The sequence below is a fragment of the Burkholderia orbicola genome, assembly GCF_900100915.1.
Lineage (GTDB): Bacteria > Pseudomonadota > Gammaproteobacteria > Burkholderiales > Burkholderiaceae > Burkholderia > Burkholderia orbicola.
Map to the genome: position 1 here is coordinate 1,461,047 of NZ_FNKW01000001.1, position 26,660 is coordinate 1,487,706.

At 61.2% G+C, this 26,660-nt stretch carries 26 protein-coding genes and 1 tRNA gene; all 27 read right to left on the minus strand.

The annotated features are described in order from the left end of the window. Positions 1 to 9 precede the first annotated feature (9 nt). Entirely contained in the window at positions 10 to 378 is a 369-nt protein-coding gene (gene rplN / locus BLS50_RS06980; RefSeq protein ID WP_006482918.1) for a 50S ribosomal protein L14, read from the minus strand. 309 nt (positions 379 to 687) lie between these two features. Then, positions 688 to 960: a 30S ribosomal protein S17 gene (gene rpsQ, locus BLS50_RS06985; RefSeq protein WP_006477189.1), complete on the minus strand. Its 273-nt coding sequence runs from the start codon at positions 958 to 960 to the stop codon at positions 688 to 690. Beyond that, a complete protein-coding gene (rpmC, locus tag BLS50_RS06990; RefSeq protein ID WP_006400652.1) occupies positions 957 to 1,151 on the minus strand; it encodes a 50S ribosomal protein L29 in 195 nt (64 codons plus the stop codon). Before rpmC ends, rpsQ begins: the two co-directional genes overlap by 4 nt. A 9-nt stretch (positions 1,152 to 1,160) precedes the next feature. Beyond that, positions 1,161 to 1,577, minus strand: coding sequence for a 50S ribosomal protein L16 (rplP, locus tag BLS50_RS06995; protein ID WP_006482873.1), 417 nt, complete (start codon positions 1,575 to 1,577; stop codon positions 1,161 to 1,163). A gap of 2 nt (positions 1,578 to 1,579) precedes the next feature. Continuing rightward, positions 1,580 to 2,380 carry a 30S ribosomal protein S3 gene (gene rpsC / locus BLS50_RS07000; RefSeq protein ID WP_006482899.1) on the minus strand — a complete coding sequence of 267 codons (801 nt, stop codon included), beginning with the start codon at positions 2,378 to 2,380 and terminating at the stop codon, positions 1,580 to 1,582. A gap of 11 nt (positions 2,381 to 2,391) precedes the next feature. After that, on the minus strand, positions 2,392 to 2,721 hold the full coding sequence (gene rplV / locus BLS50_RS07005) for a 50S ribosomal protein L22 (RefSeq protein ID WP_004199272.1): 330 nt from the start codon (positions 2,719 to 2,721) through the stop codon (positions 2,392 to 2,394). A 12-nt stretch (positions 2,722 to 2,733) separates the two neighbouring features. Beyond that, positions 2,734 to 3,009 (minus strand): 30S ribosomal protein S19, encoded by a 276-nt coding sequence (rpsS, locus tag BLS50_RS07010; protein WP_004199273.1) that lies wholly within the window; start codon positions 3,007 to 3,009, stop codon positions 2,734 to 2,736. A 10-nt stretch (positions 3,010 to 3,019) separates the two neighbouring features. Next, positions 3,020 to 3,847, minus strand: coding sequence for a 50S ribosomal protein L2 (gene rplB, locus BLS50_RS07015; RefSeq protein ID WP_006482900.1), 828 nt, complete (start codon positions 3,845 to 3,847; stop codon positions 3,020 to 3,022). A 2-nt stretch (positions 3,848 to 3,849) separates the two neighbouring features. After that, positions 3,850 to 4,164 carry a 50S ribosomal protein L23 gene (rplW, locus tag BLS50_RS07020; protein WP_004199275.1) on the minus strand — a complete coding sequence of 105 codons (315 nt, stop codon included), beginning with the start codon at positions 4,162 to 4,164 and terminating at the stop codon, positions 3,850 to 3,852. Beyond that, positions 4,161 to 4,781, minus strand: coding sequence for a 50S ribosomal protein L4 (gene rplD / locus BLS50_RS07025; RefSeq protein WP_006477192.1), 621 nt, complete (start codon positions 4,779 to 4,781; stop codon positions 4,161 to 4,163). The genes rplW and rplD overlap by 4 nt, the downstream gene beginning before the upstream one ends. Next, positions 4,781 to 5,431 (minus strand): 50S ribosomal protein L3, encoded by a 651-nt coding sequence (gene rplC / locus BLS50_RS07030; protein WP_006482922.1) that lies wholly within the window; start codon positions 5,429 to 5,431, stop codon positions 4,781 to 4,783. Before rplC ends, rplD begins: the two co-directional genes overlap by 1 nt. Positions 5,432 to 5,609: 178 nt before the next feature. Next, positions 5,610 to 5,921, minus strand: a complete 312-nt coding sequence (gene rpsJ, locus BLS50_RS07035) for a 30S ribosomal protein S10 (protein ID WP_004199280.1) — start codon at positions 5,919 to 5,921, stop codon at positions 5,610 to 5,612. A 287-nt stretch (positions 5,922 to 6,208) separates the two neighbouring features. Further along, entirely contained in the window at positions 6,209 to 7,399 is a 1,191-nt protein-coding gene (tuf, locus tag BLS50_RS07040; RefSeq protein ID WP_011350666.1) for an elongation factor Tu, read from the minus strand. Between the two features lie 41 nt (positions 7,400 to 7,440). After that, positions 7,441 to 9,543: an elongation factor G gene (gene fusA / locus BLS50_RS07045; protein WP_006482929.1), complete on the minus strand. Its 2,103-nt coding sequence runs from the start codon at positions 9,541 to 9,543 to the stop codon at positions 7,441 to 7,443. Positions 9,544 to 9,666: 123 nt separating this feature from the next. After that, positions 9,667 to 10,137 carry a 30S ribosomal protein S7 gene (gene rpsG / locus BLS50_RS07050; protein ID WP_006477195.1) on the minus strand — a complete coding sequence of 157 codons (471 nt, stop codon included), beginning with the start codon at positions 10,135 to 10,137 and terminating at the stop codon, positions 9,667 to 9,669. 172 nt (positions 10,138 to 10,309) lie between these two features. Then, a complete protein-coding gene (gene rpsL / locus BLS50_RS07055) occupies positions 10,310 to 10,690 on the minus strand; it encodes a 30S ribosomal protein S12 (RefSeq protein WP_006400662.1) in 381 nt (126 codons plus the stop codon). Between the two features lie 226 nt (positions 10,691 to 10,916). Next, a complete protein-coding gene (gene recQ, locus BLS50_RS07065) occupies positions 10,917 to 12,764 on the minus strand; it encodes a DNA helicase RecQ (RefSeq protein ID WP_006477197.1) in 1,848 nt (615 codons plus the stop codon). A 277-nt stretch (positions 12,765 to 13,041) separates the two neighbouring features. Next, positions 13,042 to 17,283, minus strand: a complete 4,242-nt coding sequence (rpoC, locus tag BLS50_RS07070; RefSeq protein WP_011546645.1) for a DNA-directed RNA polymerase subunit beta' — start codon at positions 17,281 to 17,283, stop codon at positions 13,042 to 13,044. A gap of 21 nt (positions 17,284 to 17,304) precedes the next feature. After that, positions 17,305 to 21,411, minus strand: a complete 4,107-nt coding sequence (rpoB, locus tag BLS50_RS07075) for a DNA-directed RNA polymerase subunit beta (protein WP_011546646.1) — start codon at positions 21,409 to 21,411, stop codon at positions 17,305 to 17,307. A 381-nt stretch (positions 21,412 to 21,792) separates the two neighbouring features. Then, positions 21,793 to 22,167: a 50S ribosomal protein L7/L12 gene (gene rplL / locus BLS50_RS07080; protein ID WP_006477198.1), complete on the minus strand. Its 375-nt coding sequence runs from the start codon at positions 22,165 to 22,167 to the stop codon at positions 21,793 to 21,795. A 63-nt stretch (positions 22,168 to 22,230) separates the two neighbouring features. Beyond that, positions 22,231 to 22,728 carry a 50S ribosomal protein L10 gene (gene rplJ, locus BLS50_RS07085; protein ID WP_011546647.1) on the minus strand — a complete coding sequence of 166 codons (498 nt, stop codon included), beginning with the start codon at positions 22,726 to 22,728 and terminating at the stop codon, positions 22,231 to 22,233. A gap of 308 nt (positions 22,729 to 23,036) precedes the next feature. After that, positions 23,037 to 23,735, minus strand: a complete 699-nt coding sequence (rplA, locus tag BLS50_RS07090; protein ID WP_006477200.1) for a 50S ribosomal protein L1 — start codon at positions 23,733 to 23,735, stop codon at positions 23,037 to 23,039. Next, positions 23,736 to 24,167 carry a 50S ribosomal protein L11 gene (gene rplK / locus BLS50_RS07095; RefSeq protein WP_074801579.1) on the minus strand — a complete coding sequence of 144 codons (432 nt, stop codon included), beginning with the start codon at positions 24,165 to 24,167 and terminating at the stop codon, positions 23,736 to 23,738. Positions 24,168 to 24,307: 140 nt separating this feature from the next. Continuing rightward, the gene (nusG, locus tag BLS50_RS07100) at positions 24,308 to 24,865 is read right to left on the minus strand and encodes a transcription termination/antitermination protein NusG (RefSeq protein ID WP_006400672.1); all 558 of its coding nucleotides are present in this window, start codon (positions 24,863 to 24,865) and stop codon (positions 24,308 to 24,310) included. Between the two features lies 1 nt (position 24,866). Continuing rightward, positions 24,867 to 25,247, minus strand: a complete 381-nt coding sequence (gene secE / locus BLS50_RS07105; RefSeq protein ID WP_006477202.1) for a preprotein translocase subunit SecE — start codon at positions 25,245 to 25,247, stop codon at positions 24,867 to 24,869. Between the two features lie 42 nt (positions 25,248 to 25,289). Beyond that, positions 25,290 to 25,365 (minus strand) — tRNA-Trp (locus BLS50_RS07110). A gap of 59 nt (positions 25,366 to 25,424) precedes the next feature. Beyond that, positions 25,425 to 26,615 carry an elongation factor Tu gene (gene tuf / locus BLS50_RS07115; protein ID WP_011350666.1) on the minus strand — a complete coding sequence of 397 codons (1,191 nt, stop codon included), beginning with the start codon at positions 26,613 to 26,615 and terminating at the stop codon, positions 25,425 to 25,427. Positions 26,616 to 26,660 lie beyond the last annotated feature (45 nt).

The following is a 26,660-nucleotide window of genomic DNA, read 5'->3' on the forward strand; positions in this document are numbered from 1 at the left end:
CGCGACTCCTTACAGCACTTCCGGCGCCAGCGAAACGATCTTCATGAATCGTTCGCTACGCAGCTCACGCGTCACCGGCCCGAAGATACGGGTGCCGATCGGCTCGAGCTTGTTATTCAAAAGCACAGCGGCGTTGCCGTCGAACTTGATCAGCGAGCCGTCTTGACGGCGCACGCCCTTGGCGGTGCGAACCACCACGGCGTTGTAAATTTCGCCTTTCTTCACGCGCCCGCGCGGCGTTGCCTCTTTGACGCTCACCTTGATGATGTCGCCAATGCCGGCATAACGACGCTTCGAGCCGCCGAGCACCTTGATGCACAGGACTTCACGTGCACCCGTGTTGTCGGCTACTTCGAGCCGAGATTCGGTCTGGATCATGGTTTGTCTTTCCCAACTTAATCCGGATGCACCACCATGATGCATTCGGTCAGTCTTGGTCCCGTCAGCCAATCGGCTGCTTGGGTTGGAACAGCAGCGACGGCAAACGAAACCCGCCATCGCAATTCGGTGAATCTTTCGGACAGGCTGGCGCCAGTCCGCTTCCCCCACCAACTTCGCCCGCGACGGGGCTCCCATAAAGAGGGAAGACCAGGATTATAACAAATAATCCTGGTCCCGCAAGCAAAAACTTTGCGATTTCAAGCACTTCGTGGAGAAGTGCCTGTTACTGCCTACTGCACTGCCCGCTTAGATGACGCGAGCGGCTTCGACGAGGCGCGACACCGTCCAGGCCTTCGTCTTCGAAACAGGACGCGTTTCCTGGATTTCGACGAGATCGCCTTCGTTGTAGGTGTTCGCTTCATCGTGCGCGTGGTACTTCTTCGAACGCACGACATACTTGCCGTAGATCGGGTGCTTGACGCGGTGCTCGATCAGCACGGTGACGGTCTTGTCCATCTTGTTGCTGACGACCCGACCGACCAGCGTCCGCTTCAGCGAGGTTTTCACGCTATCGTTCATTTCTGGTTCGCCTTCTGAGTCATGACGGTCCGCACACGTGCGATGTCGCGACGAACCTTCTTCAGCTGGCTCGTGTTCGTGAGCTGCTGGGTCGCGAGTTGCATGCGCAGGCCGAATTGCGCCTTCAGCAGGTCCGCCAGCTCCTTGTTGAGCGCGGCCTGGTCTTTCTGGAGAAGTTCGGAAGCCTTCATGTTTTCTCCTTAGGCGCCGAGCTGGCGCACGATGAATGCCGTCTTGAGCGGCAGCTTGGCTGCGGCCAGACGGAACGCTTCGCGTGCCAGTTCTTCGGTTACGCCGTCCATTTCATAGAGCATCTTGCCCGGCTGAATCTCGGCGACGTAGTACTCCGGGTTACCCTTACCGTTACCCATACGCACTTCGGCCGGCTTCTGCGAAATCGGCTTGTCCGGGAAGATCCGGATCCAGATGCGGCCGCCACGCTTGATGTGACGCGTCATTGCACGACGCGCCGCTTCAATCTGACGTGCGGTCAAACGACCGCGACCGATCGCCTTCAGGCCGAATTCACCGAACGACACTGCGTTGCCGCGCGTCGCCTTGCCGGTGTTACGACCCTTCTGCTCTTTACGATACTTTCTGCGTTTCGGTTGCAGCATCGTTATTCTCCAGTCTTGCCGTCTTCGGGCTTGCCGGCGCCACGGCGCGGTGCGCCACGACGAGCACCCGGAGCGCCGCCTTCGCCGTCACGGCGCGGACGACGGTCGCCCGGACGCGCATTGCGACGCGGACGCTTGTCTTCGGCTACTTCTTCCACCACCGGTGCGTCGTTGCGGCCGAGCGTATCGCCCTTGTAGACCCACACCTTGACGCCGATGATCCCGTAAGTCGTCTTCGCTTCCGAAGTCGCGTAGTCGATATCAGCACGCAGCGTGTGAAGCGGCACGCGACCTTCGCGATACCACTCCGTACGAGCGATTTCGATACCGTTCAGACGGCCTGCGCTCATGATCTTGATGCCTTGGGCACCCAGACGCATCGCGTTCTGCATCGCACGCTTCATCGCGCGACGGAACATGATCCGGCGCTCGAGCTGTTGCGTGATCGAGTCAGCGATCAGCTGAGCATCGGTTTCCGGCTTGCGGATTTCTTCGATGTTGACGTGAACCGGCACGCCCATGCGGCGTTGCAGTTCCGTCTTCAGCTGTTCGATATCCTCGCCCTTCTTGCCGATGACCACGCCCGGACGCGAGCTGTAAATCGTGATGCGCGCGTTCTTCGCCGGACGCTCGATGACGACCCGACCGACCGAAGCGTTCTTCAGCTTCTTCTTCAGGTATTCACGAACACCGATGTCTTCCTGCAGCATCGCCGCGAAATTGTTGTTGTTCGCGTACCAACGCGAAGCCCAATTGCGGCTGACAGCCAGGCGGAAGCCAGTCGGATGAATTTTCTGTCCCATCGTATGGCTCCTTAATTCCCGACCGTCACAGTGATGTGACAGGATTGCTTCTCGATGCGGTTACCGCGGCCCTTGGCGCGCGCGGTGAAACGCTTGAGCGATGCAGCCTTGTCGACGTAGATGCTCTTGATCTTGAGCTCGTCGATATCAGCGCCTTCGTTGTGCTCCGCATTCGCGATTGCCGACAGCACAACCTTCTTCACGATGCCAGCCGCCTTCTTCGGCGAGAACGTCAGAACGTTCAGCGCCTTGTCGACCGGCAAACCGCGGATCTGGTCAGCCACAAGGCGCGTTTTCTGCGCCGAGATGCGGGCACCGCGATGAATTGCTTTCACTTCCATCTTGATTGCCCCTTATTTCTTGGCCTTCTTGTCGGCTGCGTGACCCTTGAACGTACGGGTCAGTGCGAACTCGCCAAGCTTGTGGCCGACCATGTTTTCCGAGATGTACACCGGAACGTGTTGACGGCCGTTGTGAACAGCGATCGTCAGGCCGATGAAATCCGGCAGAATCGTCGAGCGACGCGACCAGGTCTTGATCGGCTTTTTGTCGCGCGAAGCTGCAGCCGCCTCAACTTTCTTCAGCAAATGGGCGTCGCAGAACGGACCTTTTTTAACAGAACGTGCCATTGCCTACTCCTTAACGCTTGTGACGGCGCTGGACGATCATCGTCGTCGTGCGCTTGTTGCTGCGGGTGCGGTAACCCTTAGCCGGCGTACCCCACGGGCTCACCGGGTCGCGACCTGCAGCCGTCTTGCCCTCACCACCACCGTGCGGGTGATCAACCGGGTTCATCGCAACGCCACGCACCGTCGGGCGGATACCGCGCCAGCGGTTCGCGCCAGCCTTGCCGATCTGGCGCAGGCTATGCTCTTCGTTGCCGACTTCACCGATCGTTGCACGGCACTCGATGTGCACGCGGCGGATTTCGCCCGAACGCAGACGAACCTGCGCGTAGACGCCTTCGCGCGCCAGCAGCATGGCCGACGTGCCAGCCGAACGCGCCATTTGCGCGCCCTTGCCCGGCAGCATCTCGATGCAGTGGATCGTCGTACCGACCGGAATGTTGCGGATCGGCAGCGTGTTGCCTGCACGGATCGGCGCTTCCGAACCCGACATCAGCTGTTGGCCGACGGTCAGGCCCTTCGGGGCGATGATGTAGCGACGTTCGCCGTCTGCGTAGAGCACCAGCGCGATGTTCGCGCTGCGGTTCGGGTCGTACTCGAGACGCTCGACCTTTGCCGGGATGCCATCCTTCGTGCGACGGAAATCGACGATACGATAGTGCTGCTTGTGACCACCACCCTTGTGACGCGTGGTGATACGACCGTTGTTGTTACGGCCGGCGGTCGAGCTCTGCGAGTCGAGCAGTGCCGCGAACGGCTTGCCCTGGTGCAGGTTCTTGTTGACCACCTTGACCATCGCGCGGCGACCCGGCGATGTCGGCTTAACTTTAACGATTGCCATGATTACTTGGCCTCCGCTTCAAAGTTGATTTCCTGGCCGGGCTTCAGGCAAACGTACGCCTTCTTCACGTCCTTGCGGCGGCCCATCGAACGGCCGAAGCGCTTTTGCTTGCCCTTCTGAACCAGCACGTTGACCGAATCAACTTCAACCTTGAACAGCAGCTCGACAGCCGCCTTCACTTCCTGCTTCGTGGCATCCGGTGCGACTTCGAACACGACTTGCTCGTTCTTGTCGGCAACCAGCGTCGCCTTTTCCGAGATCACCGGTGCGAGCAGGACCTGCATCAAACGATGATCGTTCTTGCGAATCTCGCTCATGACAGCAACTCCTCGATCTGGGCGACCGCAGCCTTCGTGACCAGCACTTTCTTGAAGTAGATCAGCGACAGCGGGTCAGCGTAGCGCGGCTCGACAATCGCCACGTGCGGCAGGTTGCGCGAAGCCAGGTACAGGTTCTCGTCGACCGTGTCGGTGATGATCAGCACGGAGTCGAGACCCATGGTCTTGAATTTGTCGGCCAGCAGCTTGGTCTTCGGCGCTTCGAGGATGATGTCCTCGACGACCGACAGACGGCCTTCACGGGCCAGCTGCGAGAAGATCGAGCAGAGACCTGCGCGATGCATCTTCTTGTTGACCTTGTGCGAGAAGTTTTCTTCCGGCGAATTCGGGAAGATACGACCACCGCCACGCCACAGCGGGCTCGACGACATACCGGCACGAGCGCGGCCCGTACCCTTCTGGCGCCACGGCTTCTTGGTCGTGTGCTTGACTTGCTCACGGTCCTTCTGCGCGCGGTTACCCTGGCGAGCATTCGCCTGGTAAGCGACGACGACCTGGTGGATCAGCGCTTCGTTGTAGTCACGACCGAACACGACGTCCGATGCGTTGACCACTGCACCTTCCTGACCATTTTCGTTCAGGAGCTTGAGTTCCATTATTTCGCCCCCTTGGTCTTGACGGCCGGCGTCACGAAGACCTTGCCGCCCTTCGCGCCCGGAATCGCACCCTTCACGAGCAGCAGCTTGCGCTCTGCGTCGATACGAGCGATTTCGAGGTTCTGCACCGTCACCGTCACGTCACCCATGTGACCCGTCATGCGTTTACCCGGGAAAACACGACCCGGATCCTGCGCCATACCGATCGAGCCCGGCACGTTGTGCGAGCGCGAGTTACCGTGCGTGGCACGGCCGGAGGAGAAGTTGTAACGCTTGATCGTACCGGCGTAGCCCTTACCGATCGACACGCCTTGCACGTCGACCTTCTGGCCCACTTCGAAAAGATCTGCACCGACCACGGCGCCATTCGACAGCTCGGCTGCCTTGGCCGCGTCAATGCGGAATTCCTTGAGGATTTCACCGGCTTCGACACCGGCTTTGGCGAGATGACCTGCCAGCGGCTTCGTCACGCGCGATGCGCGGCGGGAGCCGAATGCAACCTGCACGGCCGTGTAGCCGTCGGTTTCAACAGTCTTGATCTGCGTCACGCGGTTGTCCGACACGTCCAGCACGGTGACGGGAATCGAATCCCCTTCAGCCGTGAAGATACGGGTCATGCCAACCTTGCGACCTACGAGTCCAAGGCTCATCATTTTCTCCATTCCCGACTGCGATTGGTCGGGGCTGATTTACAAAATGCCGGGCACGCAAGGCCCAACTTTTTTACGCGAATACGCGAAAAGCCAAGCAGTATAGCCCGACTTTCCGATTTCCGCAAGCAATACAAAGACTTAGCACCGCCCGGCGGACCGACCGGCGCTGGAAGCCTTACTGCAGCTTGATTTCCACGTCGACGCCAGCCGGCAGGTCGAGCTTCATCAGCGCGTCAACGGTCTTGTCCGTCGGGTCGACGATGTCCATCAGGCGCTGGTGGGTACGGATTTCGAGCTGATCGCGCGACGTCTTGTTGACGTGCGGCGAACGCAGAATGTCAAAACGCTGAATGCGCGTCGGCAGCGGCACCGGGCCACGGACGATTGCGCCAGTCCGCTTCGCGGTATCGACGATTTCGGCAGCCGATTGATCGATCAGACGATAGTCGAATGCCTTCAGGCGAATGCGGATTTTCTGTTGCTGCATGACAATTCCTTGAAAAGAGCGAGGCGATGTTGCATCGCCGGACACTAAAAGAACGTGAAACATGACGCCAGCGGGGAGCGAAGCATCAGGTTCCGGACAGTACTTCCACTGCTAAGCCCGCGATTCTACACGAAATTCTGAAGCAGTGTTGCGTGTTTCTTGGTGCGCGCAACGCGCCGCCGAAAAAACAAAACCGGGCGCCAGCGCAAGCTGGGCACCCGGTTTCGACGGTACAACCGCGTACCGCGGGAATCGCGGACCCCGTCGGGATCCGCGGATCGTCGATATTACTCGATGATCTTGGCGACGACGCCGGCGCCGACGGTACGGCCGCCTTCGCGGATTGCGAAGCGCAGACCTTCTTCCATCGCGATCGGAGCGATCAGCTTCACCGTGATCGACACGTTGTCGCCCGGCATCACCATTTCCTTGTCCTTCGGCAGCTCGATCGAGCCCGTCACGTCCGTCGTACGGAAGTAGAACTGCGGACGGTAGTTGTTGAAGAACGGCGTGTGACGGCCGCCTTCGTCCTTGCTCAGCACGTACACTTCAGCCGTGAAGTGCGTGTGCGGCGTGATCGAACCCGGCTTCGCCAGAACCTGGCCACGCTCCACGTCTTCACGCTTCGTGCCGCGCAGCAGGATACCCACGTTGTCGCCTGCCTGACCTTGGTCCAGCAGCTTGCGGAACATTTCAACGCCCGTGCAGGTCGTCTTCACCGTCGGCTTGATACCGACGATTTCGATTTCCTCGCCGACCTTCACGATGCCGCGCTCGACACGACCCGTCACCACCGTACCGCGGCCCGAGATCGAGAACACGTCTTCCACCGGCATCAGGAACGCGCCGTCAACTGCACGCTCCGGCGTCGGGATGTACGTGTCCAGCGCGTCGGCCAGGCTCATGATCGCCACTTCGCCCAGCTCGCCCGTGTCGCCTTCCAGCGCCAGCTTCGCCGAACCCTTCACGATCGGCGTGTCGTCGCCCGGGAAGTCGTACTTCGACAGGAGTTCGCGAACTTCCATCTCGACCAGCTCGAGCAGTTCCGCGTCGTCAACCATGTCGCACTTGTTCAGGAACACGATGATGTACGGAACGCCAACCTGACGTGCCAGCAGGATGTGCTCGCGCGTTTGCGGCATCGGGCCGTCTGCTGCCGAGCAAACCAGGATCGCGCCGTCCATCTGCGCTGCGCCCGTGATCATGTTCTTCACATAGTCAGCGTGGCCCGGGCAGTCGACGTGTGCGTAGTGGCGGTTAGCCGTTTCGTACTCGACGTGTGCCGTGTTGATCGTGATGCCGCGCGCCTTTTCTTCCGGTGCCGCGTCGATCTGGTCGTATGCCTTCGCTTCGCCGCCGAACTTCTTCGTCAGCACCGTCGTGATCGCTGCCGTCAGCGTCGTCTTGCCGTGGTCAACGTGACCAATCGTACCAACGTTCACGTGCGGCTTGGTCCGCTCAAATTTACCTTTTGCCATGATTCTCTTCTTTCAAAAATTATCGGTGGGTAGCTACAGATTTACTTCGACTTCGCGCTGATGATCGCTTCAGCAACGTTGCGCGGAGCTTCAGCGTAGTGCTTGAACTCCATCGTGTACGTTGCACGACCTTGCGTCAGCGAACGCAGCGACGTCGAGTAACCGAACATTTCCGACAGCGGCACTTCGGCGCGCACGATCTTGCCGCCGCCAACCATGTCTTCCATGCCCTGGACGATGCCGCGACGGCCCGACAGGTCGCCCATCACGTTGCCCATGTAGTCTTCCGGCGTCTCGACTTCGACAGCCATCATCGGCTCGAGGACGACCGGGTTCGCCTTGCGCATCGCTTCCTTGAACGCCATCGAACCGGCCATGCGGAACGCGTTTTCGTTCGAGTCAACGTCGTGGTACGAACCGAACGTCAGGTGAACCTTCACGTCGACGACCGGGAAGCCAGCCAGCACGCCCGACTTCAGCGTGTCCTGGATACCCTTGTCGACCGCCGGGATGTATTCACGCGGAATCACACCACCCTTGATCTCGTCGAAGAACTCGTAGCCCTTGCCTTGTTCATTCGGCTCGAGCGTGATGACCGCGTGACCGTACTGGCCGCGACCACCCGACTGCTTGACGAACTTGCCGTCGACATCCTTCGCCGTCGAACGGATCGTTTCGCGGTACGCAACCTGCGGCTTGCCGACGGTCGCTTCCACGCCGAATTCACGCTTCATCCGGTCGACCAGAATTTCGAGGTGGAGCTCGCCCATGCCCGAAATGATGGTCTGGCCCGACTCTTCGTCGGTCTGCACGCGGAACGACGGGTCTTCCTGAGCCAGACGGTTCAGTGCGAGGCCCATCTTTTCCTGGTCGGCCTTGGTCTTCGGCTCGACTGCCTGCGAAATCACCGGCTCCGGGAACACCATGCGTTCGAGAACGATCGGGTTCGCCGGGTCGCACAGCGTGTCGCCCGTGGTTGCTTCCTTCAGGCCGACCGCTGCGGCGATGTCGCCCGCACGGACTTCCTTGATTTCTTCACGCTGGTTCGCGTGCATCTGCAGAATACGGCCGAGGCGTTCCTTCTTGCCCTTGGTCGAGTTCAGCAGCGTGTCGCCCGAGTTGACGACGCCCGAGTACACACGGAAGAAGATCAGCTGGCCGACGAACGGGTCGGTCATGATCTTGAACGCGAGCGACGAGAACTTCTCTTCGTCCGACGCCTTGCGCTCTGCTTCTTCGCCGTTTTCGAGTTCGCCCTTGACCGGCGGGATGTCGACCGGCGACGGCAGGAAATCGATCACGGCGTCGAGCATGCGCTGCACGCCCTTGTTCTTGAACGCGGTACCGCACAGCATCGGCTGGATTTCGCACGCGATCGTACGATCACGCAGCGCCTTGACGATGTCGGCTTCCGGCAGATCGCCTTCTTCCAGGTACTTGTTCATCAGGTCTTCGCTGGCTTCGGCAGCCACTTCGACCATCTTTTCGCGCCATTCCTTGCAGGTCTCCGCGAGCTCGGCCGGGATGTCGACGTAGTCGAACTTCGTGCCTTGCGACGCTTCGTCCCAAATGATCGCCTTCATCTTGATCAGGTCGACGACGCCCTTGAAGTTTTCTTCCGCGCCGATCGGCACCACGACCGGAACCGGGTTCGCCTTCAGGCGCAGACGGAGCTGGTCGTAGACCTTGAAGAAGTTCGCGCCGGTACGGTCCATCTTGTTGACGAACGCGAGACGCGGCACCTTGTACTTGTTCGCCTGGCGCCACACCGTTTCCGACTGCGGCTGCACGCCGCCCACTGCGCAGTACACCATGCACGCGCCGTCGAGCACGCGCATCGAACGTTCCACTTCGATCGTGAAGTCGACGTGGCCCGGGGTGTCGATGATGTTGATGCGGTGTTCCGGATAGTTGCCGCCCATGCCCTTCCAGAAGGCCGTGGTAGCAGCGGATGTGATCGTGATGCCACGCTCTTGTTCCTGCTCCATCCAGTCCATCGTGGCTGCGCCGTCGTGGACTTCACCGATCTTGTGGTTCACACCGGTGTAAAACAGAATGCGCTCGGTCGTCGTCGTTTTGCCGGCGTCGATGTGAGCGCTAATACCGATATTGCGGTAGCGCTCGATAGGAGTCTTGCGAGCCACTTTGATCCTCTACTGGGATGACGTGATGCAGCCCTGCTGCATCACGCCTCAACACAAACGGGCGAGGCGCCTGAAAAGCGCACCCGCCCGGAATTTATTTCCGCAAACAGCCCAGCCAGGCGCTTAGAAACGGAAATGCGAGAACGCGCGGTTGGCTTCTGCCATGCGGTGAACTTCGTCGCGCTTCTTCATCGCGCCGCCACGGCCTTCGGCCGCTTCGGAGAGTTCACCTGCCAGACGCAGGGCCATCGACTTCTCGCTGCGCTTCTTCGCAGCCTCACGCAGCCAGCGCATCGCCAATGCCATACGACGCGACGGGCGCACTTCGACCGGAACTTGATAGTTGGCACCACCAACGCGACGGCTCTTCACTTCGACCACCGGCTTCACGTTGTTGAGCGCAACCGTGAACACTTCCAGCGGGTCCTTGCCACCCTTGGTCTGGATTTGTTCGAATGCGCCATAAACGATGCGCTCTGCGACCGACTTCTTGCCGGACAGCATCAGCATGTTCATGAACTTGGCAACATCAACGTTACCGAACTTCGGATCCGGCAACACTTCCCGCTTGGGGACTTCGCGACGACGCGGCATGATTCTTCCTTTACTTGTTCAGTTGGAGCTGGATTCAGCTCCGCGGCCACCAACAAACCCGATCACATCTTCACGACTAACCAGCTTGGCCGGGTGACCACTTACTCGACAGCACCGGCAATCCGGCACTCCCGCCTTGACCGCCCTGCGGCGATCCCTGATCAAAAACTGCTTACTTGGCAGCCTTTGCACGCTTCGCGCCGTACTTCGAACGCGCTTGCTTACGGTCCTTGACGCCCTGGGTATCCAGCGAGCCGCGAACCATGTGGTAACGCACACCCGGCAAGTCCTTCACACGGCCGCCGCGGATCAGCACAACCGAGTGTTCCTGCAGGTTGTGGCCTTCACCGCCGATGTACGAAATCACTTCGAAGCCGTTCGTCAGACGAACCTTGGCAACCTTACGGAGTGCCGAGTTAGGCTTCTTCGGCGTCGTCGTGTACACACGGGTACACACGCCGCGACGCTGGGGGCAGTCCTGCAGGGCCGGGCTCTTGCTCTTCGTCGTTTCCGACTGACGGCCTTTGCGAACCAGTTGGTTGATGGTTGGCATTGTTTATTCCTGAAATTGAACAAAATCTGCACGACGATTTCGGGCAAAGCGAGAATCGACGCACAGTTGACTTCCGAACCGGCGAATCGGGTGCGAACTGTCGAACGCGACTCGGCCCGCCGAATACCGGAACCCAGCATGATATTCCGGAAATACCAACTAAGTCAACGGCTTGCGTGATTTGCCGGCCGATCGCGGGGTTTACAGGAGGGGTCGGAACGCTGTGTCAGGCCGATTCGACGACGTCGATGATTTCGTCGCCGAAGCGTTCCAGCTTGCGCACGCCCATGCCGGGGATGTGACGCAGGTCGTCGATCGTCTCCGGCGCGTTGCGCGCGATTTCGGCGAGCGTCGCGTCGTGGAAGATCACGTAGGCCGGCACGCCGTCCGTTTTCGCGGTTTCCGCGCGCCATGCGCGCAGCGCGTCCCACCGTGCGCGCTCGCGGGCGCCCATGCCGGCCGTCGGGTCGACGCGCGTGCCGCTGCGGCTCGACGACTGGCGGGTGCGCTGCGGCTTCACGTAGCGGCGCAGCGTGACCTTTTCCTCGTTCTTCAGCACGGGCTTCGCGGCCTCGGTCAGCATCAGCGCGCCGAAGCCGCCATGGTCGACCGCCAGGTAGCCGTACGCGACCAGTTGCCGGAAAATCGCGCGCCACTCGGGCTCGGACAGCGCCGCGCCGATGCCGAACGTGCTGAGCTGGTCGTGGCCGCGCTGCAATACCTTCTCGGTGCGCCCGCCGCGCAGGATCTCGATCAGGTGGCTCGAGCCGAAATTGAAGCCGCTCGCGCGCTGTGCGCGGAACACGCACGACAGCGCCATCTGCGCCTCGCGCGTCGCGTCCCACGAAGCGGGCGGCTCGAGGCACGTGTCGCAGTTGCCGCACGGCTGGCTCGCCTCGCCGAAGTAGTTCAGCAGCCGCACGCGGCGGCACGAGATCGTTTCGCACAACCCGAGCAGCGCGTCGAGCTTCGACGTCTGCACGCGCTTGTGCGCGTCGTCCGCATCGGATTCGTCGATCATCTTGCGCTGCTGGACGACGTCGCCGAGGCCATACGCCATCCACGCGTTGGCGGGCATCCCGTCACGACCCGCGCGGCCGGTTTCCTGGTAATAGCCTTCGACGCTCTTCGGTAAATCGAGGTGCGCGACGAAGCGCACGTCGGGTTTGTCGATGCCCATGCCGAACGCGATCGTCGCGCACATCACGATGCCTTCCTCTCGCTGGAACATTTCCTGGTGCTTCTGCCGCACCTCGAACTCCATCCCCGCGTGATACGGCAGCGCGCGCACGCCCTGCGCCTTCAGCCATTCGGCCGTTTCCTCGACCTTGCGGCGCGACAGGCAATAGACGACGCCCGCGTCCGTCGTGCCGTCGGCATTCGTGTGCTCGGCACGGATGAAGTCGAGCAACTGCGAGCGCGCGTTGTCCTTTTCGACGATCCGGTAACGGATGTTGGGGCGGTCGAAGCTCGACACGAAAACGCGCGCGTCGTCGAGCGCGAGACGATGGATGATCTCGTCGCGCGTAATCGCGTCGGCCGTGGCGGTCAGCGCGATGCGCGGCACCGACGGGAAGCGCTCGTGCAACACCGACAGCTGGATGTATTCCGGGCGGAAATCGTGCCCCCATTGCGACACGCAGTGGGCTTCGTCGATCGCGAACAGGCCGATCTTCGCGCGCTCGAGCAGCTCGAGGAAGCGCCCCGTCATCAAGCGCTCCGGCGCGACGTACAGCAGGTCGATTTCGCCTTCGCGCAGCGCGCGCTCGGTGGCCGCGGCCTCGGCGCCCGACAGCGTCGAATTCAGGTAGGCCGCACGTACGCCGACTTCGCTCAACGCGGCGACCTGGTCCTGCATCAGCGCGATCAGCGGCGACACGACGATGCCGGCGCCCTGCCCGGCCTCGCGGCGCAGCAGCGCGGGAATCTGGTAGCACAGCGACTTGCCGCCGCCGGTCGGCATCAGCACGAGACAATCGCCGCCGCCGGCGACGTGCTCGACGATCTCGCCCTGCTGGCCGCGAAAGGCGGAATAACCAAAGACTTCGTCGAGTATTTCGAGGGCGCGGGACATGAATAGGAACAGGGACGGCTAAGCGATGAACGCAATTTTAACAACCCGCTCGCGCGACGCGTGGCGAATCGCGCGACGTTGGCCGTTCGGTCAGGGTTCGTTCGCGGGCATCACGGGCCTGCCGCGGCCATGCTGGACGCGTTCGCAGGGCATGCCCCGGCGCGGCGCAGGCACGTCATGCGCGTGAACGAAGGATGAAAAAAAACCGCCCGGCAGAACCGGGCGGTTTCGGTGACAGCGATGATAGCAAGGCAACGCGGCTTGCGCCGCGCCGCGCTTACTCGGCTGCCGGGTGTTGCGGCTCTTCTGCCGGCGCGCTCGGCGTGCCGAAGTCGAATGCCTCTTCCGCTGCGATCTGGTCGAAACGCTCGCGATCCGACGATTCCTTCGCCTTGCGTGCCTTGTGGAACGCGAGACCCGTACCGGCCGGAATCAGACGGCCGACGATCACGTTTTCCTTCAGGCCGCGCAGATCGTCGCGCTTGCCCATGATCGCCGCTTCGGTCAGCACGCGGGTCGTTTCCTGGAACGATGCCGCGGAGATGAACGAGTCGGTCGACAGCGATGCCTTCGTGATACCGAGCAGCACGTTGTCGTACGAAGCCGGACGCTTGCCCTCGGCGATCATGCGATCGTTCTCGTCCAGCATGTCGGAACGCTCGACCTGTTCGCCCGGGATGAAGCGCGTATCGCCGTTGTCGGTGATCTGCACACGACGCAGCATCTGGCGAACGATCACCTCGATGTGCTTGTCGTTGATCTTCACGCCCTGCAGGCGGTACACGTCCTGCACTTCGTCGACGATGTAGCGCGACAGCGCCTCGATACCCTGCAGACGCAGGATGTCGTGCGGATCGGCCGGACCGTCCACGATCATTTCGCCCTTGTTGACGACCTGGGCATCGTGAACCAGAACCTGCTTTTCCTTCGCGATCAGGAACTCGTGCTGGTTGCCCTCGAGGTCCGTGATGACGAGACGCTGCTTGCCCTTCGTGTCCTTGCCGAACGACGTCGTACCGGTGACTTCCGCGAGAATGCCGGCATCCTTCGGCGAACGCGCTTCGAACAGTTCCGCCACCCGCGGCAGACCGCCGGTAATGTCACGCGTCTTCTGCGCTTCCGTCGGGATACGTGCGAGCACTTCACCGACCTGCACCTGCTGGCCATCCTTCACGGTGATCAGTGCGCCGACCTGGAAGCCGATCTGCACTGCGTGCTCCGTGCCCGGAATCTTCACTTCCTCGCCGTTCGCGTCGAGCAGCTTCACCTGCGGACGCACGCTCTTCGAAGCCTGCGAACCGCGGCGCTTCACGTCGATCACGACCAGCGTCGACAGGCCGGTCACGTCGTCGATCTGCTTCGCGACGGTCACGCCTTCCTCGACGTTCTCGAACTTCACCGTACCACCGTACTCGGTGATGATCGGACGCGTCAGCGGATCCCACGTGGCGAGCTGCGTGCCGGCCTTGATGGTCGCGCCGTCGAGCTGCAGCAGCGTCGCGCCGTACGGCACTTTGTGACGTTCGCGCTCGCGACCGAAGTCGTCGGTGATCATCGCTTCGCCCGAACGGGAAATGACGATCTGCTCGCCCTTCGCGTTCGTGACGTAGCGCATCGTCGCCGTGAAGCGGACGATACCGTTGCTCTTCGCTTCGACCGACGAAGCCACTGCCGCACGCGATGCCGCACCACCGATGTGGAACGTACGCATCGTCAGCTGCGTGCCCGGTTCACCGATCGACTGCGCCGCGATCACGCCGACTGCTTCGCCGACGTTCACGAGCGAGCCGCGGCCGAGATCACGGCCGTAGCAGGCTGCGCACAGGCCGTAACGCGTTTCGCAGGTCAGCGGCGTGCGCACGCGCACTTCGTCGATGCCGAGGCGTTCGATTTCCTCGACCGCCGTTTCGTCGAGCAGCGTGCCCGATTCGTACAGCGTTTCCTGCGTTTCCGGATTCACGACGTCCGCGACCGCGACGCGGCCGAGGATACGGTCACGCAGCGCTTCGACGACTTCACCGCCTTCGACCAGCGCCTTCATCGCCACGCCGTTCGACGTGCCGCAATCGTCTTCCACCACGACCAGATCCTGCGTGACGTCGACGAGACGACGCGTCAGGTAACCCGAGTTCGCGGTCTTCAGTGCCGTATCAGCCAGACCCTTACGTGCACCGTGGGTCGAGATGAAGTACTGCAACACGTTCAGACCTTCGCGGAAGTTCGCGGTAATCGGCGTCTCGATAATCGAGCCGTCCGGCTTCGCCATCAGGCCACGCATACCGGCCAGCTGACGAATCTGAACCGCCGAACCCCGGGCGCCCGAGTCGGCCATCATGTAGATCGAGTTGAACGACTCCTGGCGCGTCTCGTTGCCGTCGCGGTCCGTCACCGGCTCCGTCGACAGCTGCTCCATCATCGCCTTGCCGACCGCTTCCGACGTTGCCGACCAGATGTCGACCACGTTGTTGTAGCGTTCCTGCGCGGTGACGAGACCCGACATGTACTGGCGGTCGTACTCCTTCACCTTCTTCGCGGCGTCGCCGACGATCGTTTCCTTCTGCGGCGGCACGAGCATGTCGTCCACGCAGATCGAGATGCCGGCACGCGTCGCGAGACGGAAACCCGACTGCATCAGCTGGTCGGCGAACACCACCGTCGCACGCAGACCGCACTTGCGGAACGCCGTGTTGATCAGGCGCGAGATTTCCTTCTTCTTCAGCGGCTTGTTCAGCACCGAGAACGGCAGGCCGTGCGGCAGGATCTCCGACAGGATCGCGCGGCCGACGGTCGTCGCGTACAGCGTGATCTTCGGCACGAACGGCGGCGCGCCTTCCGACTTGTCTTCGTTGTGGACCATTTCGGTGATCCGCACGTTGACGCGCGAGGCCAGCTCGACTTCCTTGTTCTCGTACGCGCGGATGACTTCCGACACGCCCGTGAACGACAGGCCTTCGCCCTTGCCGTTGACCGCTTCGCGGGTCGCGTAGTACAGACCCAGCACGATATCCTGCGACGGCACGATCGACGGATCGCCGTTGGCCGGGAACAGCACGTTGTTCGACGCGAGCATCAGCGTCCGCGCTTCCATCTGCGCTTCGAGCGACAGCGGCACGTGAACGGCCATCTGGTCACCGTCGAAGTCGGCGTTGAACGCCGCGCAGACGAGCGGGTGCAGCTGGATTGCCTTGCCTTCGATCAGCACCGGCTCGAACGCCTGGATACCGAGACGGTGCAGCGTCGGCGCACGGTTCAGCATCACCGGGTGCTCGCGGATCACCTCTTCGAGGATGTCCCACACCACCGGCGTCTGGTTCTCGACTTCCTTCTTCGCAGCCTTGATGGTCGTAGCGACGCCCATCACTTCCAGCTTGTTGAAGATGAACGGCTTGAACAGCTCGAGCGCCATCAGCTTCGGCAAACCGCACTGGTGCAGCTTCAGCGTCGGGCCGACCACGATGACCGAACGGCCCGAGTAGTCGACGCGCTTGCCCAGCAGGTTCTGACGGAAACGACCGCCCTTGCCCTTGATCATGTCGGCGAGCGACTTCAGCGGACGCTTGTTCGCGCCCGTCATCGCCTTGCCGCGACGACCGTTGTCGAGCAGCGAGTCGACGGCTTCCTGCAGCATCCGCTTTTCGTTGCGGACGATGATTTCAGGCGCCTTCAGCTCGAGCAGACGCTTCAACCGGTTGTTACGGTTGATCACGCGGCGATACAGGTCGTTCAGGTCCGACGTCGCGAAACGGCCGCCGTCCAGCGGCACGAGCGGACGCAGTTCCGGCGGCAGCACCGGCAGCACTTCGAGGATCATCCACTCGGGCTTGATGCCCGAACGCTGGAATGCCTCGAGGACCTTCAGGCGCTTCGCGTACTTTTTGATCTTCGCTTCCGAGCCGGTGTTCTTCAGCTCGGTGCGCAGCGTCTCGACCTGCTCGTCGATGTTGATCGCGCGCAGCAGTTCACGCACGCCTTCCGCGCCCATTTCGGCACGGAATTCGTCGCCGTATTCCTCGACCTTGTTGTAGTAATCCTCTTCGGTCATGATCTGCCGCGCCTTCAGCGGCGTCATGCCCGGTTCGATCACCACGTACGCTTCGAAGTACAGCACGCGCTCGATGTCGCGCAGCGTCATGTCGAGCACCATGCCCAGACGCGACGGCAGCGACTTCAGGAACCAGATGTGCGCGACCGGCGAGGCCAGCTCGATGTGGCCCATCCGCTCGCGACGCACCTTCGCCAGCGTCACTTCGACGCCGCACTTCTCGCAGATCACGCCGCGGTGCTTCAGACGCTTGTACTTGCCGCACAGGCACTCGTAGTCCTTGATCGGCCCGAAGATCTTCGCGCAGAACAGACCATCGCGTTCCGGCTTGAACGTACGGTAGTTGATGGTCTCCGGCTTCTTCACTTCGCCGAACGACCACGAACGGATCTTGTCGGGCGAGGCCAGACCGATCTTGATCGCGTCGAAAACTTCTTCCTGTTGGACTTGCTTGAATAGATCGAGCAGAGCTTTCATTGCTTTCTCTCCGTAGTCCGATTAATTGCGGTCGAGATCGATATCGATACCGAGCGAGCGGATTTCCTTCACGAGCACGTTGAAGGATTCCGGCATGCCTGCATCGATCACGTGATCACCCTTGACGAGGTTTTCGTACACCTTCGTCCGGCCGGTCACGTCGTCCGACTTCACCGTCAGCATTTCCTGCAGCACGTAGGACGCGCCGTACGCTTCGAGCGCCCACACTTCCATTTCACCGAAACGCTGGCCACCGAACTGCGCCTTACCACCCAGCGGCTGCTGCGTGACGAGCGAGTACGGGCCGGTCGAACGCGCGTGCATCTTGTCGTCGACCAAGTGGTGCAGCTTCAGGTAGTGCATGTAGCCGAGCGTCACGCGACGTTCGAACATTTCACCCGTGCGGCCGTCGTACAGGCGGACCTGGTTCTTCGACGGGTTCATGCCCAGCTGTTCGGCGATGTCGTCCGGGAACGCGAGGTCGAGCATCTTGCCCATTTCTTCCTCGGTCGCACCGTCGAACACCGGCGTCGCGAACGGCACGCCTTCGCGCAGGTTCTTCGCGAGTTCGAGGATCTCGTCGTCGGTGAAGCTTTCCAGATCTTCCTGGCGGCCCGACTCGTTGTAGATCTTCGTCAGGAACGTGCGCAGTTCCTCGATCTTCGCCTGACGCTGCAGCATTTCGCCGATACGCCAGCCGAGGCCCTTCGCGGCCCAGCCGAGGTGCACTTCCAGAACCTGACCCACGTTCATCCGCGACGGCACGCCGAGCGGGTTCAGCACGACGTCTGCCGGACGGCCATCGGCCATGTACGGCATGTCTTCGATCGGGACGATCTTCGACACGACACCCTTGTTACCGTGACGGCCTGCCATCTTGTCGCCAGGCTGCAGACGGCGCTTCACCGCGAGGTACACCTTGACCATCTTCAGCACGCCCGGCGGCAGTTCGTCGCCTTGCGTGAGCTTCTTGCGCTTCTCTTCGAACGCCAGATCGAACTGGTGACGCTTCTCTTCGATCGAGTTCTTGATCGCTTCGAGCTGCGCCGCTGCTTCGTCGTCCGCGAGGCGGATGTCGAACCAGTGGTAGTGGTCGAGGTCTTCCAGGTAAGCCTGGTCGATCTTCGTGCCCTTCGCGAGCTTCTTCGGACCGCCGTTCGCGACCTTGCCCACGAGCATGCGTGCGAGACGCTGGAACGCGTCGCCTTCCACGATACGCAGCTGGTCGTTCAGGTCGAGACGGTAGCGCTTCAGTTCGTCGTCGATGATCTGTTGCGCACGCTTGTCGCGCTGGATGCCTTCACGCGTGAACACCTGGACGTCGATCACGGTGCCGCTCATGCCCGACGGCACGCGCAGCGACGTGTCCTTCACGTCCGAAGCCTTCTCGCCGAAGATCGCGCGCAGCAGCTTCTCTTCCGGCGTCAGTTGGGTCTCGCCCTTCGGCGTGACCTTGCCGACCAGCACGTCGCCTGCTTCGACTTCAGCACCGATGTACACGATGCCCGATTCGTCGAGACGGCCGAGCTGGACTTCCGCCAGGTTCGAGATGTCGCGCGTGATTTCTTCCGGCCCGAGCTTCGTGTCGCGTGCAACGACGTTCAGCTCTTCGATGTGGATCGACGTGTAGCGATCGTCCGCGACCACCTTCTCCGAGATCAGGATCGAATCCTCGAAGTTGTAGCCGTTCCACGGCATGAACGCGATCAGCATGTTCTGGCCGAGCGCGAGCTCGCCCAGGTCCGTCGAGGCGCCGTCGGCCAGCACGTCGCCGCGCGAGACCTTGTCGCCCATCTTCACGATCGGACGCTGGTTGATGTTCGTGTTCTGGTTCGAACGCGTGTACTTGATCAGGTTGTAGATGTCGACACCGACTTCACCCGCGACCGCTTCGTCGTCGTTCACGCGAATCACGATACGGCCTGCGTCGACGTAGTCGACCACACCGCCGCGGAACGCCTGGACCGTCGTACCCGAGTCGACCGCGCAGGTGCGCTCGATGCCCGTACCGACGACCGGCTTTTCCGGACGCAGACACGGCACGGCCTGACGCTGCATGTTCGAACCCATCAATGCACGGTTCGCGTCATCGTGCTCGAGGAACGGGATCAGCGAGGCTGCCACCGACACGATCTGCGACGGCGCGACGTCCATGTACTGGATCCGGTCCGGCGTGACCATCATCGTTTCGCCGGCTTCGCGCGACGACACGAGTTCGTCGATCAGCTGGCCGTTCTCGTCGATCGCGGCGTTCGCCTGGGCGATCATGTAGCGGCCTTCCTCGATCGCCGACAGGTAGTCGATCTGGTCGGTCACCTTGCTGTCCACGACCTTGCGGTACGGCGTCTCGAGGAAGCCGTATTCGTTCAGGTGCGCGTACAGTGCGAGCGAGTTGATCAGGCCGATGTTCGGACCTTCCGGCGTTTCGATCGGGCACACGCGGCCGTAGTGGGTCGGGTGCACGTCGCGGACTTCGAAGCCTGCGCGCTCACGCGTCAGACCGCCCGGGCCCAGTGCGGAAACACGGCGCTTGTGCGTGATTTCCGACAGCGGGTTGGTCTGGTCCATGAACTGCGACAGCTGCGACGAACCGAAGAACTCGCGGATCGCCGACGAAATCGGCTTCGAGTTGATCAGGTCGTGCGGCATCAGGTTTTCGCTTTCGGCCTGGCCGAGGCGTTCCTTGACCGCGCGCTCGACACGCACGAGACCCGCGCGGAACTGGTTTTCCGCCAGTTCGCCGACGCAACGCACGCGACGGTTGCCGAGGTGGTCGATGTCGTCCACTTCGCCCTTGCCGTTGCGCAGCTCGACGAGGATCTTGATCGTCGCGAGGATGTCGTCGTCCTGCAGCGTCATCGGGCCGACGATCTCGTCACGGCCGACGCGGCGGTTGAACTTCATGCGGCCGACCTTCGACAGGTCGTACGCTTCTTCGCTGTAGAACAGACGATTGAACAGGGCCTCGACCGCTTCCTCGGTCGGCGGCTCGCCCGGACGCATCATGCGGTAGATCGCGATGCGCGCGGCCGTCTTGTCGGTCGTTTCGTCGACACGCAGCGTCGACGAGATGTACGGGCCCTGGTCCAGATCGTTCGTGTAGAGCGTCTGGATGTCCTTGATGCCCGCTTCGCGCAGCTTCTCGAGCACGCTCTCCGTGACTTCGTCGTTCGCGCTCGCGATCACTTCGCCGGTATCGCCGTCGACGACGTTCTTCGCCAGCACGCGGCCGAGCAGATAGTCTTCCGGCACCGAGATGAACTTGGTCTTCGCGGCTTCGAGGTCGCGAATGTGCTTCGCGTTGATCCGCTTGTCCTTCTGGACGATGACCTTGCCGTCGCGATCCGTGATGTCGAAACGCGCGACTTCACCACGCAGGCGCTCGGGCACGAACTCGAGTTGCGCGCCTTCGTCCATCAGCGTGAAGTTGTCGAACACGAAGAAGTTCGCGAGGATCTGCTCCGGCGTCAGGCCGATGGCCTTCAGCAGGATCGTGACCGGCATCTTGCGGCGACGGTCGACGCGGAAGTACAGGATGTCCTTCGGATCGAATTCGAAGTCGAGCCACGAGCCGCGGTACGGAATGATCCGTGCCGAGAACAGCAGCTTGCCCGAGCTGTGCGTCTTGCCCTTGTCGTGTTCGAAGAACACGCCCGGCGAACGGTGCAGCTGCGAGACGATGACACGCTCGGTGCCGTTGATGACGAACGAGCCCGTCGGCGTCATGAGCGGAATTTCGCCCATGTACACTTCCTGCTCCTTCACTTCCTTGACGACCGGCTTGTTCGGCGATTCCTTGTCGAGGATGACGAGGCGGACCTTCGCGCGCAGCGCGGAACAGTACGTCAGGCCCCGCTGCTGGCATTCCTTGATGTTGAATGCCGGCGAGGACAGCGCATAGCTCACGAACTCGAGGCGCGCGAAACCGTTGTGCGAAACAATGGGAAATACCGATGTGAACGCGGCCTGCAAACCCTCAGGCTTACGTTGCGTCGCGGGCACATCGGCTTGCAGAAACGTGCTGAATGATTCAAGCTGGGTAGCCAGCAAGAACGGAACTTGGTGAACGATGGGGCGCTTCGCGAAACTCTTGCGAATGCGCTTCTTCTCGGTGAAGGAATATTGCATACGATCTCCGAATCACGGCGGGTGCTATCGAGGCGGAATACCTGGACGTTTCAAACCCGAGTGTTCACCGACTGAGACCCGATGGCCGTTCGACGGCTTGAACGAGCCGAGAAGCTTGGTGGTTGGCCGCTACCAACCGCTGGCTGACGGCAGCGGATGCCTGTGTTGCCCGCTACCCGACCAAACTTGCCTTCTGCAGTCGCTTCAGAAGACAAAGAGAACCGCCAATCGTGAGTGATTCATCACAACGATCAAGCGGTTTTCTTTGGCTTCTGGGGCCGATTATTCGGGCTCCCGAATGAGTGCCAGAATAACGTCCCCACAAAGCACAAAAAGGCCGGCGGTGAAAATACCGCCAGCCTTCGCACAGCGCGCCGAAACTTACTTGACTTCGACCTTCGCGCCAGCTTCTTCCAGCTTCTTCTTGGCTTCTTCAGCAGCAGCCTTGTCGACGCCTTCCTTGACGGGCTTCGGTGCACCGTCAACCAGGTCCTTCGCTTCCTTCAGGCCCAGGCCCGTCAGTTCGCGAACGGCCTTGATGACCGAAACCTTGTTGGCGCCGGCTTCAGCCAGGACGACCGTGAATTCGGTCTTCTCTTCTGCTGCAGCAGCTGCGCCGCCGCCTGCCGGGCCAGCGACTGCCACTGCAGCTGCCGACACGCCAAACTTCTCTTCGAACGCCTTGACCAGTTCGTTCAGTTCCAGAACGGTCATCCCTTCGACTGCTGCCAGGATGTCTTCTTTTGCGATTGCCATTTGAAATACTCCTAAATTGAATTCGGATACAGCCAGCGATCAGTAACGCTGATGCACGTTCGCTTACGCAGCTTCCGCTTGCTTCTTCTCGGCCAGCGCGGCGAGAGCACGCGCGAAGCCCGAAACAGGCGATTGCATAACGAACAGCAGCTTCGAGAGCAGTTCTTCGCGGCTCGGGATGCTTGCCAGCGCTTGCACGCCAGCCTTGTCCATCACCTTGCCATCGAACGAACCAGCCTTGATGACCAACTTTTCATTGCTCTTGCTGAAGTCGTTGACGACCTTAGCAGCGGCAATGGCATCTTCCGAGATGCCGTAGATCAGGGGACCAGTCATCTGCTCTGCCAGCGGAGCAAAAGGCGTACCTTCGACGGCGCGACGCGCCAGCGTGTTCTTCAACACGCGCAGGTAAACCTGTTGCTCACGCGCTTTCGCGCGCAGCTTGGTCAGATCGCCAACCGCAATTCCACGATACTCAGCCAGCACAACGGTCTGGGCCTTCGCGACTTGCGCGGAAACCTCAGCGACGACGGCTTGCTTGTCTTCTCTATTAAGCGGCACGGTTAGCCTCCAGAAACGATACGTTCGGCATGGCCGGTATGACCGAAACCTCACGTACCTCGTTCAACAACGGCGTCCGACCTCGTTAGGAGTATTTCCACCTCACGCCGCGAATCGCTTCGCGGCCTGCGGCTTCACCACTGCAAAACTTTTTCGGGTTCGCCATCTGCGTTGGCTTGAATTAAGGGATCGCCTGCCTGCTGCGCCCCACCAACGGTCTTTGATAACCGGTTGTCCGCCCTACTGCACGAACAACCGCCCAAAGCCCATGTAGGCCGCTTCGCGAACGAAGCGGCCCGAATACTTGCTTACTGTGCTGCCAGCGTAGCGTGGTCGACACGCACGCCGACGCCCATCGTGCTCGACAGTGCGATCTTGCGCAGGTACACGCCCTTGCTCGTTGCCGGCTTCGCCTTCTGCAGCGCTTCGATCAGCGCCGACAGGTTCGAACGCAGCGCGGTCGGCTCGAACGATGCACGGCCGATGGTCGCGTGGATGATACCGGCCTTGTCGACACGGAATTGCACCTGACCAGCCTTCGCGTTCTTGACGGCGGTTGCGACGTCCGGCGTGACCGTACCGACCTTCGGGTTCGGCATCAGGCCGCGCGGGCCCAGGATCTGACCGAGCGTACCGACGATACGCATCGTATCCGGCGAAGCGATCACGATGTCGAAGTCCATCTGGCCAGCCTTGATCTGCTCAGCCAGGTCTTCCATACCGACGATTTCCGCGCCTGCTGCACGCGCCTGCTCGGCCTTTTCGCCTTGCGCGAACACGGCAACGCGAACCGACTTGCCCGTACCTGCCGGGAGAACGACCGAACCACGAACGACCTGGTCCGACTTCTTCGCGTCGATGCCGAGCTGGACTGCGACGTCGATCGACTCGTCGAACTTCGCGCTCGCGCATTCCTTCACGAGGCTCAGTGCGTCTTCGATCGCGTACAGCTTCTGACGATCGACCTTGGCGGCAAATGCCTGACGGCGCTTGGAGATCTTAGCCATTTACACGCCCTCCACAGTGATACCCATCGAGCGTGCGCTACCAGCGATGGTGCGAACGGCTGCGTCCAGATCAGCTGCCGTAAGGTCCGGCATCTTGGTCTTCGCGATTTCTTCGGCTTGAGCGCGCGTGATCGAACCGACCTTGTCGGTGTGCGGCTTGCTCGAGCCCTTGTCCACCTTCGCCGCCTTCTTGATCAGGACGGTCGCCGGCGGCGTCTTCATCACGAACGTGAAGCTCTTGTCAGCGAATGCCGTGATGACCACCGGCACCGGCAGACCCGGCTCCATGCTTTGAGTCTGCGCGTTGAACGCCTTGCAGAACTCCATGATGTTCAGGCCGCGCTGGCCCAGTGCCGGACCGACCGGCGGCGACGGGTTGGCTTTACCTGCAGGGATCTGCAGCTTGATAAAGCCGATAATCTTCTTTGCCATTTGAAACCTCATTGGAACGCCGGGAAGGCGTTCGGTGAGTGATAACGCGCTTTCGCCGCTGGCTACTGACGCTCCTCAACGACCATGACGCGGGCCGTAAGCGCGAAGGTGGGCAGCCGAGGCTGCCCACCGAATCGGGATCAAACTTTTTCGACCTGGCCGAACTCGAGTTCGACCGGGGTGGAGCGGCCAAAGATGGTGACCGACACACGCACGCGCGATTTCTCGTAGTTGACTTCTTCGACGGTGCCGTTGAAGTCCGTGAACGGGCCTTCCTTGACACGCACCATCTCGCCGACTTCGAACAGGGTCTTCGGGCGCGGCTTTTCGACGCCTTCCTGCATCTGCGACATGATCTTCTCGACTTCCTTCGGGGAAATCGGGGTCGGGCGGTTACGCGCACCGCCGACGAAACCGGTGACCTTCGCGGTGTTCTTCACGAGGTGCCACGTTTCGTCCGTCATTTCCATTTCCACCAGCACGTAGCCGGGGAAGAAACGACGTTCGGTCACAGCCTTGTGGCCGCCTTTGACTTCGACCACTTCTTCGGTCGGAACCAGGATCTGACCGAATTTGTCCTGCATGCCAGCACGTTCGATACGCTCTTGAAGCGCACGTTGCACGCTCTTCTCCATACCGGAGTAGGCGTGCACGACGTACCAACGCTTTCCGCTCGGGGATGCCGGAGTATCGCTCATATCATTTCCAACCCAGAATCGCCGAGAAAATCACCCATTCGATCGATTTGTCGCTCAACCAGAGGAAAATCGCCATCACAAGCACGAAACCGAACACGACGAGTGTGGTTTGCGTTGCTTCCTTGCGGGTGGGCCATACGACCTTCCGGACTTCCTTGTACGAATCCTTGGCAAACGCGATGAGGCTCTTGCCAGGGGCGGACATCAGCCCGACGGCCACGCCGGCGATGATACCTACCGCCAACGCGGCACCGCGGACATACCACTGCTGATTGGTCAGCCAGAAGAAGCCCACGAATCCGGCCAACACCAGCAATACGCCCAGGGCCAGCATCAGCTTATCGCCGGAGGTATTTACAGTTTCGACGGATGGATTCGCCATAACACCTTAAAACAAATGCCACGTGGGACACGTGGCGATTTTTGGCAGGGGCAGAGGGAATCGAACCCCCAACCTTCGGTTTTGGAGACCGACGCTCTGCCAGTTGAGCTATACCCCTAAACCATGTTGGGGCCGGCTGATGCCAGCCCCAAAACTGTCGATCAACGAATAACTGGCTTACTCGATGATCTTGGCGACGACGCCGGCGCCGACGGTACGGCCGCCTTCGCGGATCGCGAAGCGCAGACCTTCTTCCATCGCGATCGGAGCGATCAGCTTCACCGTGATCGACACGTTGTCGCCCGGCATCACCATTTCCTTGTCCTTCGGCAGCTCGATCGAGCCCGTCACGTCCGTCGTACGGAAGTAGAACTGCGGACGGTAGTTGTTGAAGAACGGCGTGTGACGGCCGCCTTCGTCCTTGCTCAGCACGTACACTTCAGCCGTGAAGTGCGTGTGCGGCGTGATCGAACCCGGCTTCGCCAGAACCTGGCCACGCTCCACGTCTTCACGCTTCGTGCCGCGCAGCAGGATACCCACGTTGTCGCCTGCCTGACCTTGGTCCAGCAGCTTGCGGAACATTTCAACGCCCGTGCAGGTCGTCTTCACCGTCGGCTTGATACCGACGATTTCGATTTCCTCGCCGACCTTCACGATGCCGCGCTCGACACGACCCGTCACCACCGTACCGCGGCCCGAGATCGAGAACACGTCTTCCACCGGCATCAGGAACGCGCCGTCAACTGCACGCTCCGGCGTCGGGATGTACGTGTCCAGCGCGTCGGCCAGGCTCATGATCGCCACTTCGCCCAGCTCGCCCGTGTCGCCTTCCAGCGCCAGCTTCGCCGAACCCTTCACGATCGGCGTGTCGTCGCCCGGGAAGTCGTACTTCGACAGGAGTTCGCGAACTTCCATCTCGACCAGCTCGAGCAGTTCCGCGTCGTCAACCATGTCGCACTTGTTCAGGAACACGATGATGTACGGAACGCCAACCTGACGCGCCAGCAGGATGTGCTCACGCGTTTGCGGCATCGGGCCGTCTGCTGCCGAGCAAACCAGGATCGCGCCGTCCATCTGCGCTGCGCCCGTGATCATGTTCTTCACATAGTCAGCGTGGCCCGGGCAGTCGACGTGTGCGTAGTGGCGGTTAGCCGTTTCGTACTCGACGTGTGCCGTGTTGATCGTGATGCCGCGCGCCTTTTCTTCCGGTGCCGCGTCGATCTGGTCGTATGCCTTCGCTTCGCCGCCGAACTTCTTCGTCAGCACCGTCGTGATCGCTGCCGTCAGCGTCGTCTTGCCGTGGTCAACGTGACCAATCGTACCAACGTTCACGTGCGGCTTGGTCCGCTCAAATTTACCCTTGGCCATTTTCGACTCCCAAAAGGAATTTCACAGGTTGCGCCGCGCGCAAAC

Excerpts from the sequence above, each read along its gene's own strand:
- rplP (WP_006482873.1), bottom strand. The coding sequence starts at position 1,577 with ATGCTGCAACCGAAACGCAGAAAGTATCGTAAAGAGCAGAAGGGTCGT.
- rpoB (WP_011546646.1), bottom strand. The coding sequence starts at position 21,411 with ATGCAATATTCCTTCACCGAGAAGAAGCGCATTCGCAAGAGTTTCGCG.
- tuf (WP_011350666.1), bottom strand. The coding sequence starts at position 26,615 with ATGGCCAAGGGTAAATTTGAGCGGACCAAGCCGCACGTGAACGTTGGT.
- rpoC (WP_011546645.1), bottom strand. The coding sequence starts at position 17,283 with ATGAAAGCTCTGCTCGATCTATTCAAGCAAGTCCAACAGGAAGAAGTT.
- tuf (WP_011350666.1), bottom strand. The coding sequence starts at position 7,399 with ATGGCAAAAGGTAAATTTGAGCGGACCAAGCCGCACGTGAACGTTGGT.
- secE (WP_006477202.1), bottom strand. The coding sequence starts at position 25,247 with ATGGCGAATCCATCCGTCGAAACTGTAAATACCTCCGGCGATAAGCTG.
- rpsG (WP_006477195.1), bottom strand. The coding sequence starts at position 10,137 with ATGCCGCGTCGTCGCGAAGTCCCCAAGCGGGAAGTGTTGCCGGATCCG.
- nusG (WP_006400672.1), bottom strand. The coding sequence starts at position 24,865 with ATGAGCGATACTCCGGCATCCCCGAGCGGAAAGCGTTGGTACGTCGTG.
- rplW (WP_004199275.1), bottom strand. The coding sequence starts at position 4,164 with ATGAGCGAGATTCGCAAGAACGATCATCGTTTGATGCAGGTCCTGCTC.
- rplA (WP_006477200.1), bottom strand. The coding sequence starts at position 23,735 with ATGGCTAAGATCTCCAAGCGCCGTCAGGCATTTGCCGCCAAGGTCGAT.
- rplB (WP_006482900.1), bottom strand. The coding sequence starts at position 3,847 with ATGGCAATCGTTAAAGTTAAGCCGACATCGCCGGGTCGCCGCGCGATG.
- recQ (WP_006477197.1), bottom strand. The coding sequence starts at position 12,764 with ATGTCCCGCGCCCTCGAAATACTCGACGAAGTCTTTGGTTATTCCGCC.
- rplV (WP_004199272.1), bottom strand. The coding sequence starts at position 2,721 with ATGGAAGTGAAAGCAATTCATCGCGGTGCCCGCATCTCGGCGCAGAAA.
- rpsL (WP_006400662.1), bottom strand. The coding sequence starts at position 10,690 with ATGCCAACCATCAACCAACTGGTTCGCAAAGGCCGTCAGTCGGAAACG.
- rplL (WP_006477198.1), bottom strand. The coding sequence starts at position 22,167 with ATGGCAATCGCAAAAGAAGACATCCTGGCAGCAGTCGAAGGGATGACC.
- rpsJ (WP_004199280.1), bottom strand. The coding sequence starts at position 5,921 with ATGCAGCAACAGAAAATCCGCATTCGCCTGAAGGCATTCGACTATCGT.
- rpmC (WP_006400652.1), bottom strand. The coding sequence starts at position 1,151 with ATGAAGGCTTCCGAACTTCTCCAGAAAGACCAGGCCGCGCTCAACAAG.
- rpsQ (WP_006477189.1), bottom strand. The coding sequence starts at position 960 with ATGAACGATAGCGTGAAAACCTCGCTGAAGCGGACGCTGGTCGGTCGG.
- rplK (WP_074801579.1), bottom strand. The coding sequence starts at position 24,167 with ATGGCAAAGAAGATTATCGGCTTTATCAAGCTGCAGATCCCTGCAGGT.
- rplN (WP_006482918.1), bottom strand. The coding sequence starts at position 378 with ATGATCCAGACCGAATCTCGGCTCGAAGTAGCCGACAACACGGGTGCA.
- rplC (WP_006482922.1), bottom strand. The coding sequence starts at position 5,431 with ATGAGCCTTGGACTCGTAGGTCGCAAGGTTGGCATGACCCGTATCTTC.
- rpsC (WP_006482899.1), bottom strand. The coding sequence starts at position 2,380 with ATGGGACAGAAAATTCATCCGACTGGCTTCCGCCTGGCTGTCAGCCGC.
- rplD (WP_006477192.1), bottom strand. The coding sequence starts at position 4,781 with ATGGAACTCAAGCTCCTGAACGAAAATGGTCAGGAAGGTGCAGTGGTC.
- rpsS (WP_004199273.1), bottom strand. The coding sequence starts at position 3,009 with ATGGCACGTTCTGTTAAAAAAGGTCCGTTCTGCGACGCCCATTTGCTG.